Genomic DNA, 17909 nt, shown 5'->3' on the forward strand with positions numbered 1-17909 from the left:
GCTTTAAAATTCTTTTCATAGTATCCGCTCGATACATTGTACCCCTTTGAAAAAGATTCTATTTTTGAATATTCACGGAGGGACAGTCCTCATTCCAATTGATTACTAACAGGCAATACAGCATAAAGCGCAAGGGAATGAATAGTATAGAAAGTGACGAATTGGATGTTTTTAGGAGGTGTTTGAATCGATCAGTTTGTTCGTTATTGGTATCAATCGATGATAGAGACAGATGCAAACTATGTTCACGTAAGAAAGATGGCCCTTGCAACCAAGTTAGTTATTACAGCTGTATTGAGTACATTTGCCGCTATGTTTCAATCAGCGGGGGGCTTTATGCCTGGTATAGGCTTTCTGATTAGTATTCTAGCGACCTTACCAATTTTTTTAGCTACTTGCTTTTCTATCCGCCAGGGAATCCTTTCTTATACCCTTACGATTTCCCTTTTGTTTATTATTCAGCCGAGTGAACTAATTATCTTTCCCTTTACAACAGGTTTATTAGGTATAGCGATGGGGGCGGCCTTCTTACAATTTAAGAGGAGAGTTGTGGTTGTTTCCTTTTCATCAATATGTCTACTTACAGGTATTATAATACTTTTGTATGTATTTCGTTTTCCAGTGCTAGGCCCTACTGTTGATACAACTATGGATTCAAAAGTTATTGCAATAATATGTATATTGAGTTTTCTTTACTGCTGGATCCTCGCGGAGCTTTGTAGAATACTCATGAATAGATTGTGCCAGGTATTGTCTTAGCAGTTGAGTGAAATCTTTTTGAACGAATATAAGATGAAACCGAATACAAAAAAGAGAATATGTAACGTTACTGTTGAAATAAAAAAGAAGATCTCATCTACATTTGGATGAGATCTTCTTTTTTATTGACCAGTAAATGTCTGATACAGCAAGAAAATATTTAAAGCGATAACTAACGCAGCAATTAGCCAAGCAATTGCGTTTGTAATGCGATGATTCACTAGCACACCCATAATCTTTTTGTTACTTGTAAACATAATAAGAGGTACTAATGCAAATGCGATTCCAAATGATAATACAACTTGACTCATGACAAGGGCATGAGTTGGATTCACTCCTAACGCAATAATAACAAGAGGTGGAATCATTGTAATAAATCGTCTTAAATATAAAGGAATATGCATGCGGATAAATCCTTGCATAATAATATCACCAGACATTGTACCAACAGAAGAACTAGATAAACCAGCAGCTAACAATCCAATCCCAAAAAGGCTAGCTGATACAGGACCAACTAAATTGCTAAACTCATTAAAAGCGACATCTAAATCTTTAACATGTAATCCGTTTTTGAAGAACAAGGCAGCTGCTACAATTAGCATACTTGCATTAATCGCTCCAGCAATCACCATTGCAATAATGATATCAATGAATTCAAAGCGGAAAATCTTTTTGCGCTGTTCATCTGTTGTTCCGACTACGCGGCGTTGTGTTAAAGCAGAATGTAGATAAATCGCATGTGGCATTACTGTTGCGCCTAAAATTCCAGCTGCAAGTAAAATGCTATCTACACCTTGAAATTTAGGAATAAACAGTCCTGAAAGAAGAGGGCTTAGCTCTGGTTTCGCATAAAGCACTTGTACACCAAATGCAATAACAACGATAAAGACCATTCCTGTAATAACAGCTTCTAATGGACGGAAGCCCCTGCGTTGAAACTCCAGTATAATGAATGATCCAACTGCAGTAATTAAAGCAGCGGGTAACATTGGAATACCAAACAGTAAATATAACCCTAACGCAGCACCGATAAATTCAGCTAAATCAGTAGCTATAATAACGAGTTCTCCTTGTATCCATAAACCAATTGAAACGGGTTTTGGAAAATGTTCACGAGCAACTTCAGGCAGGTTCTTTCCGGTAGCAATTCCGAGCTTTGCTGATAGAGACTGAATTAATACGGCCATTAAATTGGAAGCTAGAATCACCCAAAGTAATAAATAACCATATTGTGAACCTGCCGCAATATTTGTAGCGAAGTTTCCTGGATCAATATAAGCTACGGATGCGATGAATGCAGGGCCAAGAAAAGGCAATAATTTTTTTAATCCTTTTGTCTCGCCACTTAAAGCTAGGTGGGCAGATTGAATTGTTGTACTTTGAGAAGGGACATGTTCATCTTTTGTTATATCTTTATTCATAGTAGTTTTCCCCTTTAGTTTCTTAACTTGATGCAATTATTGTATTTATTCTTTTGTTCTATTTCAATACATTTAGATATTTTAGATGATGTTTTTATTTGAACATAACTGTTTCCTTAATGCAAATTATATGACTGTATACAATAAATGTGTAATCGGAATAACTATGTAACAAAAATAAATAAAATAGCTCACATACAGTTATAACTTTAGGGATTGTAGGAGAATAAAGAGAGTGGACTTACAATATGGAGTGGAAAAAGGTGCTTTCAATTGTAAAATAGGATTCACAGCATATTAATTGCTGGAAACTAATTTGTATGTTATATAATATATTGGGATTACATTACAACCGTATTGGATTGTTATGTGATCTCGTTTTTCATTTGCGTTAACTTCTGGGAAAACATTGTAAATAGGAGAAAGTTATTTAAAAAATAGGTAACAAATCTTTTCTTATTCTTATATGTTCCGATATGATCGTTAACTTATACATGATTTTAAAATATCGAATTAGATAGGTGGTAAAAATAAAATGTTAAATGCAAAACCATACAGAGTACTGCTGTATTACATGTACACTACAATTGAGAATCCTGAAGAGTTTGCTGCTCAGCATTTAGAATTTTGTAATTCACTTGAGTTAAAAGGGAGAATTCTTGTAGCAGAAGAAGGGATTAACGGAACGGCTTCAGGTACTGTCGGGCAAACAGAGAAATATATGGAAGCAATGAAGAACGATCCACGATTTGCTGGAATCGTTTTTAAAGTGGATGAAGCGGATGAGCATGCGTTTAAAAAAATGCATGTGCGTCCTCGTCCAGAGCTTGTTACACTTCGTTTAGAAGATGATATCAATCCGAAAGAAACAACAGGAAAGTATTTAGAACCAAAAGAGTTTTATGAAGCAATGCGAGAAGAAAATACAGTTATCATTGATGCGAGAAATGATTATGAATTTGATCTAGGCCATTTTAGAGGCGCAATTAAACCTGATATTAAATCATTCCGCGAGTTACCAGATTGGATTGATGAAAATAAAGAAATGCTCGAAGGCAAAAAGATTTTAACGTATTGTACAGGTGGTATTCGTTGTGAAAAATTTTCAGGCTGGTTAGTCAGAGAAGGTTTTGAAGATGTAAGTCAGCTTCACGGCGGGATTGTAACGTACGGAAAAGACCCTGAAGTGCAAGGTGAACTATGGGATGGACAATGTTATGTATTCGATGAGCGTATTGGTGTACCAGTGAACCAAAAAGAACATGTTATTGTTGGAAAAGATCACTTTACAAAAGAACCATGTGAGCGTTATGTAAATTGTGCAAATCCAGAATGTAACAAACAAATCTTATGCTCAGAAGAAAATGAACAGAAATATTTACGTGCATGCTCACACGAGTGCCGTGTGCACCCACGTAACCGTTATGTGAAAGAACATGAATTAACAGAAGAGCAAGTAGCTACTGCATTAGAAAAAATTGAAGCAGAAAATCAAGTGAAATTAGGATAATAATTGACTTTAATAACAAATGGATCCCATCGTAAAAGAGAGGATCCATTTTTTATTTGTATTTAGATAATGAAAAAGATTACACATTGTTTGTTTGAAACAGCTTGTTTATATAAAGCCTTAATTTCTAAAAAATAACTATAAGTATATTCGAATATCTCATCAGAATCATCATCTTCAACGAGTGGATAAAGTTGTTCATCCATTAATTCTTGAAAGTTGTACATGCTGTTGAAATCAGATTCGCTTAAATCTTTTATTGCAGAATAGGTCTCTTCGACTTCGCTAGTTGTAAGATAAAAAGTACCGAGCGAATCGTTATCTATGATGGAATCATTAAGAGGTACGACATGTCCAAGTGGTGGCTCCCCTCCGCCAATCTCACCACATAAAGTAAAATGAAGTAACTGCCATGACTTATCGATATCTAAATCGGACTCTTTAAAATAAAGATCCAACTCTTTATTTTTGATTTTACTTAATTCCTCATCTGTAACTAATAGATACTGTCCAATCATCCCCATAATAGCCAGCTCCTCTATTGATTTTTAATTTAGTATATCATATTTTATGTAGGTGTTTTTTGGGGGATAGAAGAGGAATTTAAGTCATTTATAAGATGTGAGAAAGTATAGATTATTTCTGGTGAAGCAAAACAAGGGAAATGTTTAAAGAAAAGAGTAGGCCATAAAAATTTGTGGTCTACTCTTTTTATAAGGATCCATTTAGTTATTAAAACTAAATGTTATAAGGATGTTTCCGCGTGTTTTCTTCCTGAAATTTTGATTTTTATGGCGGAAGTAAAGCTTTCGTATTATTGATATTTGCTAAAAAGAAGAGCAGCTACTTACTCTTGTTATAATCAGATTTTGTTAAACCATAAACAACAGTATCTTCATACACTCCCCAGTATAAACAACTTTGTTTAAATGTTCCCTCATGCTTCAATCCTAATTTTTGCATGACTTTAGACGAGGCAGGATTTTTAGTGAAAGCATCAGCATAAATACGGTTTAGTTGCAATTCTTCAAATGCATATGTAACGATGACTTGGCCGGCTTCTGTGCAGTATCCTTTCCCCCAATATGATTTACCTATCCAGTATCCTAGCTCACCTTTATTATGTTTTTTATTAATAAAAAGGTATATGCAACCGATGAGCATATTTTGCTCATTAACCATTGCAAAGTGAAAACTGTCACCCTTATCCATAGCTGTATGAGTAGAGGTAATCCACTCTTCTGCCACGTCATCTGGATAAGGGTGAGGAATAATTGTAGTAGTCTTAGCAACCTCTTTATCTCCTGCTAATTCTTGAACTCTCGGAGCATCGTCTAATTCAAATGGGCGTATTGTTAATCTTTTAGATAAGAACATTGGATATTGCATTTTTTCTCATCCTTTCTAACCACACAATTCTTTACTATAATACATAATTTTAAAATAAAATTTTATCAAAAAGTTGAATCTTCTGTTAAATAAATAAGTCAGATGTATAATATAGTTATGCTACAAGGAAGTGAAATTTTCATAATTGGAAAAGGGGAGTTCTATATGCGTATTTTAGTATTAGGAGCTGGAGGAATCGGAGGATATTTTGGAGGCCGTTTAGTAGAAAAAGGGGAAGATGTTACGTTTCTCGTTCGTAGTGGACGAAAACAACAGCTTGAGAAAAATGGTCTTGTTATTCGGAGCATAAATGGAGATTTCTCCTTTATACCACAATTAATCACAAAAACTGAATCCGTAGATCCATTCGATTTAATTTTATTCTCAACAAAAACTTATCATTTAGAAGAAGCAATAAACGATTTGAAGCCATTTGTTGGTAAAAATACAATTATTATACCACTACTAAATGGTATAGCTCACCTATCTACATTGCAACAGGTATTTGGTGAGGATAAAGTTATTGGAGGTTTGTGTTTTATCGAAACAACATTAAACGGTGAGGGAGATGTTGTTCAAACTAGCTCTGCTAACCGACTTGTATTTGGGGAAATAAAACGTTTACATACAGAGCGAATACAGGGGATTGCCAACACATTAAAGGGTACAAAAGCAAGTTTTGTTTTAAGTAATCATATCGTGCAAGATATGTGGCATAAATATTTATTTATTACTGTTATGTCAGGCGTGACTACGCTAATGCGCGCACCAATAGGTCCGATCCGTGAAAGTGATGGGGGACGGGACTTGATTCGGAATTTATTTAAAGAAGCAGCACAGATTATGAAAGCATCTGGGGCCCCCATTCAGGATAATATTGTTGACGAACATATGAAGACGATTGAGAAGATTTCATATGATATGAAATCTTCTATGCAGCGGGATATGGAAAAAGGTTCATCTATCGAGGGGGAGTACTTACAAGGATATTTGTTGAAATTAGCAAAACAATTTCATGTAGATGCTCCATTGTTAAAAATTATTTATCAAAATTTAAAAGTTTACGAAAAGATGTTGTAAGGGAACATTCAATATTTTATTTAATTTAAAACGAAGGTGGTGTCACTGAAAATAATATAATTGCCATTTCGTTGAAATTATTTTCCCATTTATGTTTTAAATTTGCTGGTATTTTTACACTATCACCAGCGTCTAATACATATTGTTCTTCATTTAGATATAACAAAATTTTTCCTTCCAAAATGACTGCAACTTCCTCACCTCTATGTTCCAGAGGATTTTCTGACGAAGAGGTATTGGGAGGAACATTCATAATCGCTGTCGCCAAATTACCAGTGCAATCAGGTGACAATAACTCATAAGATAAATTATCAACAATCATTTTCTTACGTTTATTGGATCTTACGATTAAATCATCTGTGTTTGTTTCTTCAATGAAAAAACTAAATGTTGGAACATCAAGGGATTTAGCTAAGACCTTTATGGTTTGTATTGAAGGATTTGCTAATCCGCGTTCGATTTGGCTTAACATTGAAGGGGTAATTGCAGCTAATTTTGCTAACTCCTTACTGCTCAAGCCTTTAGCTTTTCTATATTTCTGTACTTTTTTTCCAATATCTATATTTTCCATGACTATACTCCTTAATATTTCGTTAAAATATATTTAAAATAATGAAATTTTTATTTAATGTTCTCAATGTTTTTATGTCAAACTATCTTAAATTATAATTTAACATTCACATCGCTACAAGAAAATAAGGAGAATCAGATAAATGAAGGAGATTGAAAAGCTTCGCTCCATATGCAACCAAAGTATTTCCTGAAAGGCACCATCAAGGCTCCTTTAATGGAGTTTCTTCCGTGAAATAGTCTTTAGAGCAGGAATATCAACGAAATATATCAGGATCTATTAAAGTAAGGGGAGGAGTTGTGTATATTAAATCTATCCATAATATTTAAAAGCAAAAAAGTTTCTTTATTCTAAACTATAGAAAAGAAACTTTTTTGCTTCTGAGATATTTTATTTTTAACTTCGCGTGATAGATTGTATCTAAAAAGATGAATAAGTGCTTTAATTTTCGAGAGTAGATATAGGAAGATTAATATTAACTGTCGTTCCTTTGCCTACTTCACTTTCAATAAGTATCTTTCCTTGGTGCTTTTCGATAATTTTATAACAGATCATTAATCCTAAACCGATACCATTTTCTTTGATACTATAAAATGGTTCTCCTAGATAAGGTATACGATCTTTTTCAATTCCACACCCGTAATCAGTAAATCGAATGTTTACCTGGTTTTTATCAGGTACATCTTCGATTTGAATCAAGATTTCCCTTCCCATCGGAGTTGCTTCAATCGCATTTTTTAAGATGTTTATAAAAACTTGCTTTAATTGATTCCCTTCACAAAGGATGAATGAAGTATCAGATGTAAACTCAGTTGTAATTTGTATGTTGTTCATCATTGCTTGAGGCTGAAGTATCATTACAACTTGTTTCATTAATACATTAAGATCATTTGTTTTAATTTCTAACGCCTGAGGTTTTGCTAGCGCCATAAATTCATTGGTAATACTGTCTATTCGCCCAATCTCTGATAACACGATATCTATATAATGCTCATTGTTCTTATTTTCTGTTGATTTTAGTAAATGCATGAATCCTTTCATTGCTGTTAAAGGATTATTAATTTCATGGGCAATAGCAGTGGCTAATTGACCCACTACAGCAAGTTTCTCCGATTTTCGTAATAACTCCTCAGTTTTTAACCGCTCAGTGATATCCCGAGAGATACTCAAGAAAACGTTTTTGCCATTCAAGTTAAAAACACGGACACCAAACTCAGTTGTTATTGTTTTTCCTGTTGGAAAAACAAATTCATCTTGCAAAGTGAAAGCAGTTTGCCCATCTCTAATTTTCTCTATCACTCTATTGACCATTGGAGAATCTGGCGGAACGGTACTAGGAAATGGCATCGAGAGAAGTTCTTCTCTACTATATCCAAATCTTTTGCACCCAACAGGATTTACCTCAATAAATCGAACTGGAAATTGATCCTCATTTAGCTCTACTACGTATACCGCATCCGTTGCTTGTTCGATAAGTGCACGGTATTTCATCTCACTGCCTTTTAATTGTTGATGTAGATGCTGTAGTTTTCTTTCTGCTTGTTTTCTTTCAGAAATGTCCCTACAAATTCCTGATAAAGCAATTACATTGCCCTGTAAATCTAAAATGGGTGAAACGGTCAAGCTTACATCAATGAGAGTTTTGTCCTTGCGTTGTCGCACTGTTTCTAATTTAGTAATAACAGGATCTTTTGCGGTAATGTTTTTAATAGTTTCTAAAGTTTGATCCATTAAAAAATCTGGTACGCAAGGTAATTTTTTTCCCAAGATTTCTTTTTCTGACCATCCAAATATCTTTTCGTAAGCTTTATTGGCTTGTATCATGTGTCCGTCTAAATCAAATATGGTGATAGCATCTACGTTATGATTAATAAATGATTCCAACCGTTCTTTCGTTACCTTTAGTTCATTTTCTGCATTTTTTCTTTTCGTTATATCAACAGTAGAACCAACCACTTCAATCACTGTTCCCTTTCTTTTAACTGGCCTAAGAGAGAATAGAATAATAGTTTCATCATTTGGCCAAGGTAATTCGAAAGTGACTTCATTACCATCCCATGCCTGTTGATAATATTTTAGTAGTCGAGGTACTAAATGGAATGGAACAATGGAAGAATCTATGGTAGGTAAACTTTTCCCTACCACTTGTTCAGAGTGAAAACCATGTTGATAAAATAACTGTCCATCACATAAAGTATGAATAAAATTCCCATCCACTTTTTTAAATTTAAAAATACCTCCTTGCAGTTCATGTACGGTATCCCTTAATTCTTGCTTTGATTCTTGTAATGTTTCATTCGCTTTAGTTAAATTTTGTGTTAAATAATATAATTTTTGATAGGACTCCATAAGAAAAATACTGATCAATAGTCCAGAAGATATAAATAATGTACCTTGAATGTCAAAAAGTATAAGTGGTATAGAAGGAAAAAAGTATCCAAATACCAAATGGATCATAGCTATGTAAACAGCTAGATAGAGAAAGACTCTCTTAAAGGGATGAAGCTTCTTGAGATATGTTTCAAAAATAGTATATATAGTAGCTATTCCTAAAGAAACAATCAAAGATGGTCCCCAATTACCACCAAGATAGAAAATGCGCATAATTATAATAAATGTTATTGTAATCCAACCAGCCGTACGACCAAAATAAATGTACGAAATTATAAGAGGAGCCATTCGGAGATCATAAAACAATCCCATGTGCTTAAAATTAAAGACCATCAAAATAGTAGCTATGATACCGGCAACTATTCCTCCATATAGCTGATTTAATTTAGAATGAATATTCAAAATCAACACTCGAATAAATATAGCTGAGCTAACTAGGAAAGCAAAAATAGATAGATTAATGAAGAATCCTTTGAAGATCATGTAATATTCCTCCTCTCATTGAACGTATTCGACAAAAAGCAAGGAAATCCTACAAATAAAACGGGTTTTCAGATTGAATGTTTTGAATATTGTTATTTGAAAAAGTGAAGTCAATTTATTAATAGATAGCGCATATAAATCATTTGGTAATGGTGCAAAAACTCTTGTTAGTTATCTCTTAAACTTGAACATATTGTGTAGACTTTATGTTTTTATGAAATGATTTTGCATCAGAACCATTATGTTTATTGATGAAGTAAAATCCTACAAAATCATTACAACTGTTCTATTTCTAAAAATTTAAGCCCTTATTTAAAAATTTGTATTTACTTTTTCTAAATAAGGGAGTATTATAATCGACAGTTTCAAATTTCTAAATCGCTGAAACCGCATGGTACGGGGGACCCGTTTTTATGGATTAGTGCATAATCCAAGGGGTGAATCCTTGAAAAAGGTAGGGCTACTCACAGGCCCGAATCCGACAGCTAACCTCGTAAGCGTTATATGAGAAGGAAGGTGGAGCTTGTGCGACAAAAAAATTGATGTCTACAAGTTTATTCGTCATGGACTTGTAGGCATTTTTTATTTTCTTAAAAGTCCGTTTTTTACTGAACTAACAGAGAGAAATGCATAAAATTATTGGAGAGTGAAGATCAGTGGTTTCTTCCATAAAAAGATTTTTAATTGGTCGACCGTTAAAATCAACTGAATTAGGAGAGCAAAAGCTTAATAAAACGAAAGCATTAGCGATTCTTTCTTCTGATGCTTTGTCATCAGTGGCATATGGTCCAGAGCAAATATTAATTGCTCTATCTGCAGTGGGTGCGTTAGCATTTTGGTATTCTATTCCAATCGCAATAGGAGTCTTAGTTTTGTTAACAGCTCTAATTTTGTCTTATAGACAAATTATTTTTGCGTATCCTCATGGGGGAGGAGCGTATGTAGTATCAAAAGAAAATTTGGGTGTGAATCCAGGGTTAATAGCTGGAGGTTCCTTATTAGTAGACTATATTTTAACGGTGGCAGTAAGTGTATCTGCAGGTACAGATGCGATTACATCTGCTTTTCCTAGTCTACATGCTCATAATGTGGTTATTGCAATCATATTTGTCATATTTATTACAATCTTGAACTTAAGAGGTGTAACGGAGTCAGCTTCTGTTTTAGCTTATCCCGTTTATTTATTTGTTTTAGCGCTATTTATATTAATCGGTGTAGGGATATACAACATTGTAACAGGTGAAGTCTCACCTAATTTGCATACACCAATCGGTACACCAGTAGCAGGGATTAGTTTGTTTTTACTTTTAAAAGCATTTGCATCAGGTAGTTCTGCTTTGACAGGTGTTGAAGCTATTTCCAATGCTATTCCGAACTTTAAAGATCCAGCTCCTAAAAATGCTGCGAAAACGTTACTTGCGATGGGCCTATTACTTGCAGTGTTATTCTCAGGAATCGTATTTTTAGCTTACTATTATGGTATTACTCCAAGTAAAGAGGTAACAGTTGTTTCACAAATTGCCGAAGAAACATTTGGACGGAACTTCATGTATTTCTTTATTCAAGGAACAACAGCGTTGATATTAATCCTTGCTGCTAATACTGGTTATTCTGCTTTTCCTTTACTAGCAGTTAATCTTGCAAAAGATAAGTTTATACCTAGAATGTTTACGGTTAGGGGAGACCGATTAGGATATTCAAATGGAATTATCATACTTGGAATTGCTTCAATTCTCTTAATTATTGCTTTCCAAGGGCAAACAGAACATCTTATTCCACTTTATGCAGTAGGTGTGTTTATTCCATTTACGTTGTCTCAGTCTGGGATGGTGGTAAAATGGATTCGAGAAAAGCCTGAAGGATGGATCTTAAAATTAACGATTAATTTAACTGGTGCTATTATTAGTTTTATAGTTATGAGTATGTTCTTTTTAACTAAGTTTGCACAAGTTTGGACAGTTTTAATTTTCTTACCTGTCATTATTATTGTTTTTCATCGAATTAGAAAGCATTATGAAGCGGTAGGAGATCAATTAAGTCTTAAAACCTGTGAACCAATTGTGCCGATTGAAGGGAATGTAATCATTGTTCCTGTTGCTGGTATGACTCATGTAGTAGAGAACTCATTAAATTATGCTAAATCCCTTTCACCAGATCAGGTCATAGCTGTTTACGTTTCTTTTGAAAGAGAAGATGAGAAGAAGTTTGAAGAAAAATGGAAGAAATGGCAGCCTGAAGTTAGACTGGTGACACTACACTCTCATTACAGAAGTATTATTCAGCCGCTAACCAAATTTATTGACACAGTTCAATATAAAGCTAGCGAATCAAATTATCGGGTTACTGTAGTAATACCGCAATTTATTCCTAAAAAAGGTTGGCACAATATTCTTCATAACCAGTCGAGCTTATTGATACGTGCATTCTTGCTTTATAAGAGAAATGTAGTAATTACGACTGTACCGTATCATTTGAAAAAATAAAGATTCGAAAATAAGTAATTTCTTAGGTAGCTTTACTGAGGTAGAGCTACCTTTTCTTGTTTGCTATCATTTTAAAGTCGATTACGAAAGTAGAGGGAATTATGGATCTTCGAGTTTTTATCATTTTAACTGAGAAGACCTCTTCTCTAAACGAAGTGAAGGTGGGGGTAGTTTAATAAAGAAGATCTGAATACAGCAAGAGATAGCTGGCAGGATGTCAAGAATTATACAGAAAAATTACATGAGGATGCAAAAGTAAAATAAATAGAGAGTAAAGAAAACGTATATGTTGTAGTAAGGAGAAAAAAGAGAGACTTATTCGTGGGAATTTTCACGCTATAAATCGGTCATTTTGAAGTGATTTATCTGTGGGAAGTTGGCAGATGGTCGAATTTTCTAGAATAAAGCGGTATAATGCTTGTAAGTACGATGCATATGAGTATAGAAAATGTAAGGAAGGACATATCGTTAGTATGGATAAAGAAAAACAACAACTAAGCGTTGAAGTTGCAAGATTATACTACCAATCTGATTATAGCCAACAAGAAATTGCAAATAAATTGAATATCTCCAGACCAACCATTTCAAGACTGTTAAAATATGCGAAAGAAAAAGGGTTTGTTCAAATTCATATAGCGGATCCATTTGCTGATCTAGATAATGTAGGTAACCTACTTAAAGAAAAATATAATTTATTAGAAGCGCACATCGTATTTTCCCCTGTACCAGAGTACACGGCGATTACGGAGTATATAAGTAAGTATGCTGCTGAATATATGGAGAAGACTGTTACAAATGGTGATATCGTCGGTGTGAGTTGGGGAACCACTATGTATGAAATCGCAAGGAAAATTGTGCCGCAACATGTAAAAGGGGTAGAGGTTGTTCAATTAAAAGGAGGTATTAGTCACTCAAGTGTTAATACGTATGCGAATGAAACGATTGCTTTATTTGCAGATGCCTTTCAAACAACACCTCGAAATTTGCCGCTTCCAGTTATATTTGATAACGCAGTTACAAAGGAATTAGTGGAACAGGATCGACATATTCACCATATTATTGAAATGGGAAAACAAGCGGACATTGCGATTTTTACAGTGGGAACTGTTAGAGATGAAGCTTTATTGTTTCGGTTAGGCTATTTAGATAAACAAGAAATGAGCCTATTGAAAGAACAAGCTGTTGGAGACATTTGTTCACGTTTCTTTGATGGAGATGGTAAAATTTGCAGCGAGGAAATTAATCAACGCACAATTGGAATTGATTTAGAAGAATTACGTCTAAAGAAACGTTCTGTTCTTGTTGCTGGAGGTTCTAGAAAAGTAAAGGCAATTGATGGTGCGTTAAGCGGAGGGTATGCGAATGTGTTGATTATCGATCAGCATACCGCGAAAGAGCTTTTAAATTATTAAAAAGGTTAAAAAAGAAGGTTTCTCAAAAGTATAAATTTGAGAAACCTTTTTTTCGTATGTGGCTGTGCAATATATGCGTTTTTCAATAAAAGTTTTATGATGAAATGAGGGTCTACATAAGAAATGTGTGAAATAGATTTTTTATTCGATATTAACGGGCAGTAAAAATCTCACCTCATAATTCAGCGAAAGCATTGTCCAGTTCCAGTGGCTAGAATGTTCGATGTCTTCGCTTCTCCCTGCGAGGTAAAAAACACCTCTACGTCAGAAGCTCCATCCCCCTCACATTCTGGACGAGCCATTTCCACTTTTCTTTAAGAAGGTAGGCAGGAGATCAACTGCCCGCAAAAGCCCGATTGATGATGGGATTTTCACTTTATGAATGAATAAATTTTGTGTTTTATGAGGGAGCTGTTAATATCGCAGCTCTCTTTTTGTGTCAATTTCAAAAACTTATTGCACTATCTCGAAAAATATTGAACAAAATTTCAAAAGTGTGTTTACATTTGTTCAAAGTGGAGTTAGAATGAAGTTGTTAAAAGATATGAGGAGTGAAGAAAATGAACATTGCAAAGTTAATTGATCATACAGTTTTGAAACCGGATACTAAAAAAGAAGACGTTATGAAAGTTTTAGAAGAAGCAAAAAAATACAATTTCGCTTCTGTTTGTATTAATCCAACATGGGTGAAATTAGCAGCTGAAGAATTAGCAGGACACGACGTGGATGTTTGCACAGTAATTGGTTTTCCTTTAGGTGCAAATACAACTGAAACAAAAGTATTTGAAACAAAAGATGTAATTGCAAAAGGTGCGACTGAAGTTGATATGGTAATCAACGTTGGCGCGTTAAAAGATGGCGATAATGAATTCGTTGAAAAAGATATTTACGAAGTTGTACAAGCTGCAAAAGGAAAAGCACTTGTAAAAGTTATTATTGAAACTTGCTTATTAACAGATGAAGAAAAAGTACGTGCTTGCGAATTGTCAGTAAAAGCTGGTGCTGATTTTGTAAAAACTTCAACTGGATTCTCAACTGGTGGAGCGACTGCTGAAGATATCGCATTAATGCGTAAAACAGTTGGAGCAAATGTTGGTGTGAAAGCATCTGGTGGTGTTCGTACAAGAGAAGATGCTGAGAAAATGATTGAAGCTGGAGCTTCTAGAATCGGTGCAAGTGCAAGTGTTGCAATTGTATTAAATGACACAGAAGGCGCTTCAGATAACTACTAATTTATAAAGATTTAGAAGTAATAGATACACATATTGCAGGGAGCATGGTGTATCTATTGCTTTAACAATTGAAAAATATGTAACCGGATCCGGAAAAGGAGGGAGAATGTTATGAAATATGTAATCGGTATCATAGGCTTGATCATTGTGTTAGGCATCGCCTGGCTTGCTAGTAATAATAGAAGAAAAGTGAAATATCGCCCTATTATCACGATGATTGTGCTTCAGTTTATATTAGGTTTCTTACTATTAAATACGAGCATCGGGAACATATTGATTGCTGGGATTGCAGATGGTTTTGGACAATTGTTAAAGTATGCTGGTGATGGTGTTAATTTCGTGTTTGGTGGGTTAGTAAATCAAAAAGAATTTTCATTCTTTTTAGGAGTATTAATGCCAATTGTTTTTATATCAGCTTTAATTGGTATCCTGCAGCACTTTAAGATATTGCCGATCATTGTAAAAGGGATTGGTTTAGCTTTAAGCAAAATAAATGGAATGGGGAAACTTGAATCGTATAATGCTGTAGCTTCAGCGATTCTAGGACAATCAGAAGTATTTATTTCGGTTAAGAAACAATTAGGTTTATTATCGGAAAGAAGATTATATACATTGTGCGCATCTGCAATGTCAACAGTTTCTATGTCGATTGTCGGATCATACATGGTTTTATTGAAACCACAGTATGTTGTAACCGCTTTAGTACTTAACTTGTTTGGTGGATTTATTATTGCTTCTATCATTAACCCTTACGAGGTTACTGAAGAAGAAGATATGTTAGAAGTACAAGAGGAAGAGAAAAAGACCTTTTTTGAAGTATTAGGGGAGTATATAATTGATGGATTTAAAGTTGCTATTACAGTGGCAGCTATGCTAATTGGTTTCGTTGCTTTAATCGCTTTCATCAATGCTATTTTTAAAGGAGCGATAGGTATTTCATTCCAAGAAATTCTTGGCTATGTATTTGCACCGTTTGCATTTATTATGGGAGTTCCTTGGCATGAAGCTGTTAACGCAGGTAATATTATGGCGACAAAACTTGTATCAAATGAATTTGTGGCAATGACAGATTTAGCACAAGGGAACTTTAATTTCTCTGGAAGAACAACAGCTATTATATCCGTGTTCCTTGTTTCATTTGCGAACTTCTCTTCAATTGGAATTATTGCAGGGGCCGTTAAGAGCTTAAATGAAAAACAAGGGAATGTAGTAGCGAAATTTGGTTTGAAATTACTTTTCGGTGCAACGTTAGTAAGTTTCTTATCAGCAACGATAGTTGGTTTAATATACTAAAAGTTTCATAGAATATAAAAAGGATTGGTGATTAAAATGAGAATGGTAGATATTATTGCGAAAAAACGTGATGGTAAAGAATTAACAACAGAGGAGATTCAATTTTTTATTAAAGGATATACAAATGGATCAATACCTGATTATCAAGTGAGTGCATTGGCAATGGCTATCTTTTTCAAAGACATGTCTGACCGTGAACGTGCTGATTTAACTATGGCTATGGTGAATTCTGGAGAAACAATTGATTTATCGGAAATTGAAGGGGTTAAAGTAGATAAACATTCAACTGGTGGTGTTGGTGATACAACAACATTAGTTTTAGGACCATTAGTAGCTGCTTTAGATGTACCGGTTGCAAAAATGTCTGGTCGAGGTTTAGGACATACAGGTGGTACGATTGATAAATTAGAAGCAGTAGAGGGCTTCCATGTTGAAATTACGAAAGAGCAGTTCATTGATTTAGTGAACCGTGATAAGGTTGCAGTTATTGGGCAAACAGGAAATTTAACACCTGCCGATAAAAAAATATACGCATTACGTGATGTTACTGGGACAGTGAATTCAATTCCGTTAATCGCAAGTTCAATTATGAGTAAAAAGATTGCAGCTGGTGCTGATGCGATTGTTCTTGATGTTAAGACAGGTGCTGGTGCATTCATGAAAACAGAAGAGGATGCGAAAGAACTAGCACATGCGATGGTACGAATCGGAAATAATGTTGGACGTCAAACGATGGCTGTTATTTCAGATATGTCACAACCTCTTGGTTTTGCAATTGGTAATGCTCTTGAAGTAAAAGAAGCAATTGACACATTAAAAGGGGAAGGTCCAGAAGATTTAACGGAATTAGTCCTTGTATTAGGTAGTCAAATGGTGGTACTTGGTAAAAAGGCTGATACATTAGAAGAAGCACGTGAAATGTTGAAAGAAGTTATGAAGAATGGAAAAGCGATTGAGAAATTCAAAGAGTTTTTAAGTAACCAAGGCGGAGATAGCTCGATTGTAGATCACCCAGAAAAATTACCACAAGCGAAATATGTAATTGATGTGCCAGCTAAAACTTCGGGTGTTGTCTCTAACATTGTGGCAGATGAAATCGGTATTGCTGCCATGCTTTTAGGAGCGGGCCGAGCAACTAAAGAGGACGAAATTGATTTAGCAGTTGGTTTAATGCTACGTAAAAAAGTGGGCGAAGTTGTAAAAGAAGGGGAATCACTTGTTACAATTTATGCAAATCGTGAAAATGTGGACGATGTAAAAGCTAAAATTTATGAAAACATTTCTGTATCAGAAAAGGCTGAAACTCCAAAATTAATTCATACAATTATTACTGATTAATGATTAGTAGCATGGAATTTACTTTGAGGAGGAAATAGTTATGGATAAAAAAAGATACATTGCAGAAGCATCAAAAATGTTGTCAAAAGCATATATTCCGTATTCTAAATTCCCTGTGGGAGCAGCGTTAGTTACGAAAGAAGGTAAAATTTATACTGGTTGCAACATTGAAAACGCTTCTTATGGTTTATGTAACTGTGCGGAAAGAACCGCTATATTCAAAGCAGTATCAGAAGGAGAACGCGATTTTAGCTATTTAGTAATCACAGGTGAAACAGATGGACCTATTTCACCATGCGGAGCTTGTAGACAAGTCATTGCAGAGTTTTGTGATCCTAAAATGCCAGTTTTATTAACAAATCAAAAAGGTGATGAAAAAGAAGTAACGGTGGAACAATTGCTTCCAGGTGCTTTTTCGATAGAGGATTTAATCTAATTTCAAATGAATAAGAGAAAGAAGCTGTCCTAAAATTCATATGTTGGGAGAGCTTCTTTTTTTGTGTGAAGAATAGGTTTTTAATTAAGCGTTGAGATTCTGTTTAGGAAA

Annotated in this window: 14 protein-coding genes and 1 riboswitch; of the genes, 9 read left to right on the top strand and 5 right to left on the bottom strand. The window is 34.6% G+C overall.

The features are described from left to right. Positions 1–219 precede the first annotated feature (219 nt). Entirely contained in the window at positions 220–759 is a 540-nt protein-coding gene (locus QRY57_RS10735; RefSeq protein WP_432804071.1) for a hypothetical protein, read from the top strand. 122 nt (positions 760–881) lie between these two features. On the opposite strand, the gene QRY57_RS10740 is transcribed toward QRY57_RS10735, so the two are convergent. Beyond that, on the bottom strand, positions 882–2180 hold the full coding sequence (locus tag QRY57_RS10740; RefSeq protein WP_286017415.1) for an Nramp family divalent metal transporter: 1299 nt from the start codon (positions 2178–2180) through the stop codon (positions 882–884). A 535-nt stretch (positions 2181–2715) separates the two neighbouring features. On the opposite strand from QRY57_RS10740, the gene trhO reads away from it, so the two are divergent. After that, the gene (gene trhO, locus QRY57_RS10745) at positions 2716–3690 is read left to right on the top strand and encodes an oxygen-dependent tRNA uridine(34) hydroxylase TrhO (protein ID WP_286017416.1); all 975 of its coding nucleotides are present in this window, start codon (positions 2716–2718) and stop codon (positions 3688–3690) included. A gap of 62 nt (positions 3691–3752) precedes the next feature. Here the strand turns inward: trhO and QRY57_RS10750 are convergent, their stop codons facing one another. Both QRY57_RS10750 and QRY57_RS10755 read right to left on the bottom strand, forming a co-directional pair. Next, entirely contained in the window at positions 3753–4214 is a 462-nt protein-coding gene (locus QRY57_RS10750; RefSeq protein WP_286017417.1) for a YfbM family protein, read from the bottom strand. 319 nt (positions 4215–4533) lie between these two features. Continuing rightward, positions 4534–5079, bottom strand: coding sequence for a GNAT family N-acetyltransferase (locus tag QRY57_RS10755; protein WP_286017418.1), 546 nt, complete (start codon positions 5077–5079; stop codon positions 4534–4536). Positions 5080–5244: 165 nt separating this feature from the next. On the opposite strand from QRY57_RS10755, the gene panE reads away from it, so the two are divergent. Continuing rightward, the gene (gene panE / locus QRY57_RS10760) at positions 5245–6159 is read left to right on the top strand and encodes a 2-dehydropantoate 2-reductase (protein WP_286017419.1); all 915 of its coding nucleotides are present in this window, start codon (positions 5245–5247) and stop codon (positions 6157–6159) included. 25 nt (positions 6160–6184) lie between these two features. On the opposite strand, the gene QRY57_RS10765 is transcribed toward panE, so the two are convergent. Both QRY57_RS10765 and QRY57_RS10770 read right to left on the bottom strand, forming a co-directional pair. Further along, the gene (locus tag QRY57_RS10765) at positions 6185–6730 is read right to left on the bottom strand and encodes a cupin domain-containing protein (RefSeq protein ID WP_286017420.1); all 546 of its coding nucleotides are present in this window, start codon (positions 6728–6730) and stop codon (positions 6185–6187) included. Between the two features lie 441 nt (positions 6731–7171). After that, positions 7172–9604 carry a PAS domain S-box protein gene (locus QRY57_RS10770; RefSeq protein WP_286017421.1) on the bottom strand — a complete coding sequence of 811 codons (2433 nt, stop codon included), beginning with the start codon at positions 9602–9604 and terminating at the stop codon, positions 7172–7174. A gap of 369 nt (positions 9605–9973) precedes the next feature. Beyond that, positions 9974–10120: riboswitch (cyclic di-AMP (ydaO/yuaA leader) on the top strand. A 140-nt stretch (positions 10121–10260) separates the two neighbouring features. Between QRY57_RS10770 and QRY57_RS10775 the strand changes: the two genes are divergently transcribed. The 6 genes from QRY57_RS10775 (at position 10261) to QRY57_RS10800 (ending at position 17798) form a co-directional block, all read left to right on the top strand. Beyond that, positions 10261–12087, top strand: coding sequence for an APC family permease (locus QRY57_RS10775; protein WP_208018230.1), 1827 nt, complete (start codon positions 10261–10263; stop codon positions 12085–12087). Between the two features lie 473 nt (positions 12088–12560). After that, positions 12561–13499 (top strand): DNA-binding transcriptional repressor DeoR, encoded by a 939-nt coding sequence (gene deoR / locus QRY57_RS10780; RefSeq protein ID WP_090688474.1) that lies wholly within the window; start codon positions 12561–12563, stop codon positions 13497–13499. A 560-nt stretch (positions 13500–14059) separates the two neighbouring features. Further along, positions 14060–14731: a deoxyribose-phosphate aldolase gene (gene deoC / locus QRY57_RS10785; RefSeq protein WP_026592002.1), complete on the top strand. Its 672-nt coding sequence runs from the start codon at positions 14060–14062 to the stop codon at positions 14729–14731. A 111-nt stretch (positions 14732–14842) separates the two neighbouring features. Next, positions 14843–16024: a NupC/NupG family nucleoside CNT transporter gene (locus QRY57_RS10790; protein WP_026592001.1), complete on the top strand. Its 1182-nt coding sequence runs from the start codon at positions 14843–14845 to the stop codon at positions 16022–16024. Positions 16025–16060: 36 nt separating this feature from the next. Further along, positions 16061–17362: a pyrimidine-nucleoside phosphorylase gene (locus QRY57_RS10795; protein ID WP_286017422.1), complete on the top strand. Its 1302-nt coding sequence runs from the start codon at positions 16061–16063 to the stop codon at positions 17360–17362. A 40-nt stretch (positions 17363–17402) separates the two neighbouring features. Continuing rightward, a complete protein-coding gene (locus QRY57_RS10800; RefSeq protein ID WP_026591999.1) occupies positions 17403–17798 on the top strand; it encodes a cytidine deaminase in 396 nt (131 codons plus the stop codon). Positions 17799–17909: the final 111 nt, after the last annotated feature.

Origin of the sequence: Bacillus arachidis (assembly GCF_030285945.1) — a bacterium.
GTDB lineage: Bacteria > Bacillota > Bacilli > Bacillales > Bacillaceae_G > Bacillus_A > Bacillus_A arachidis.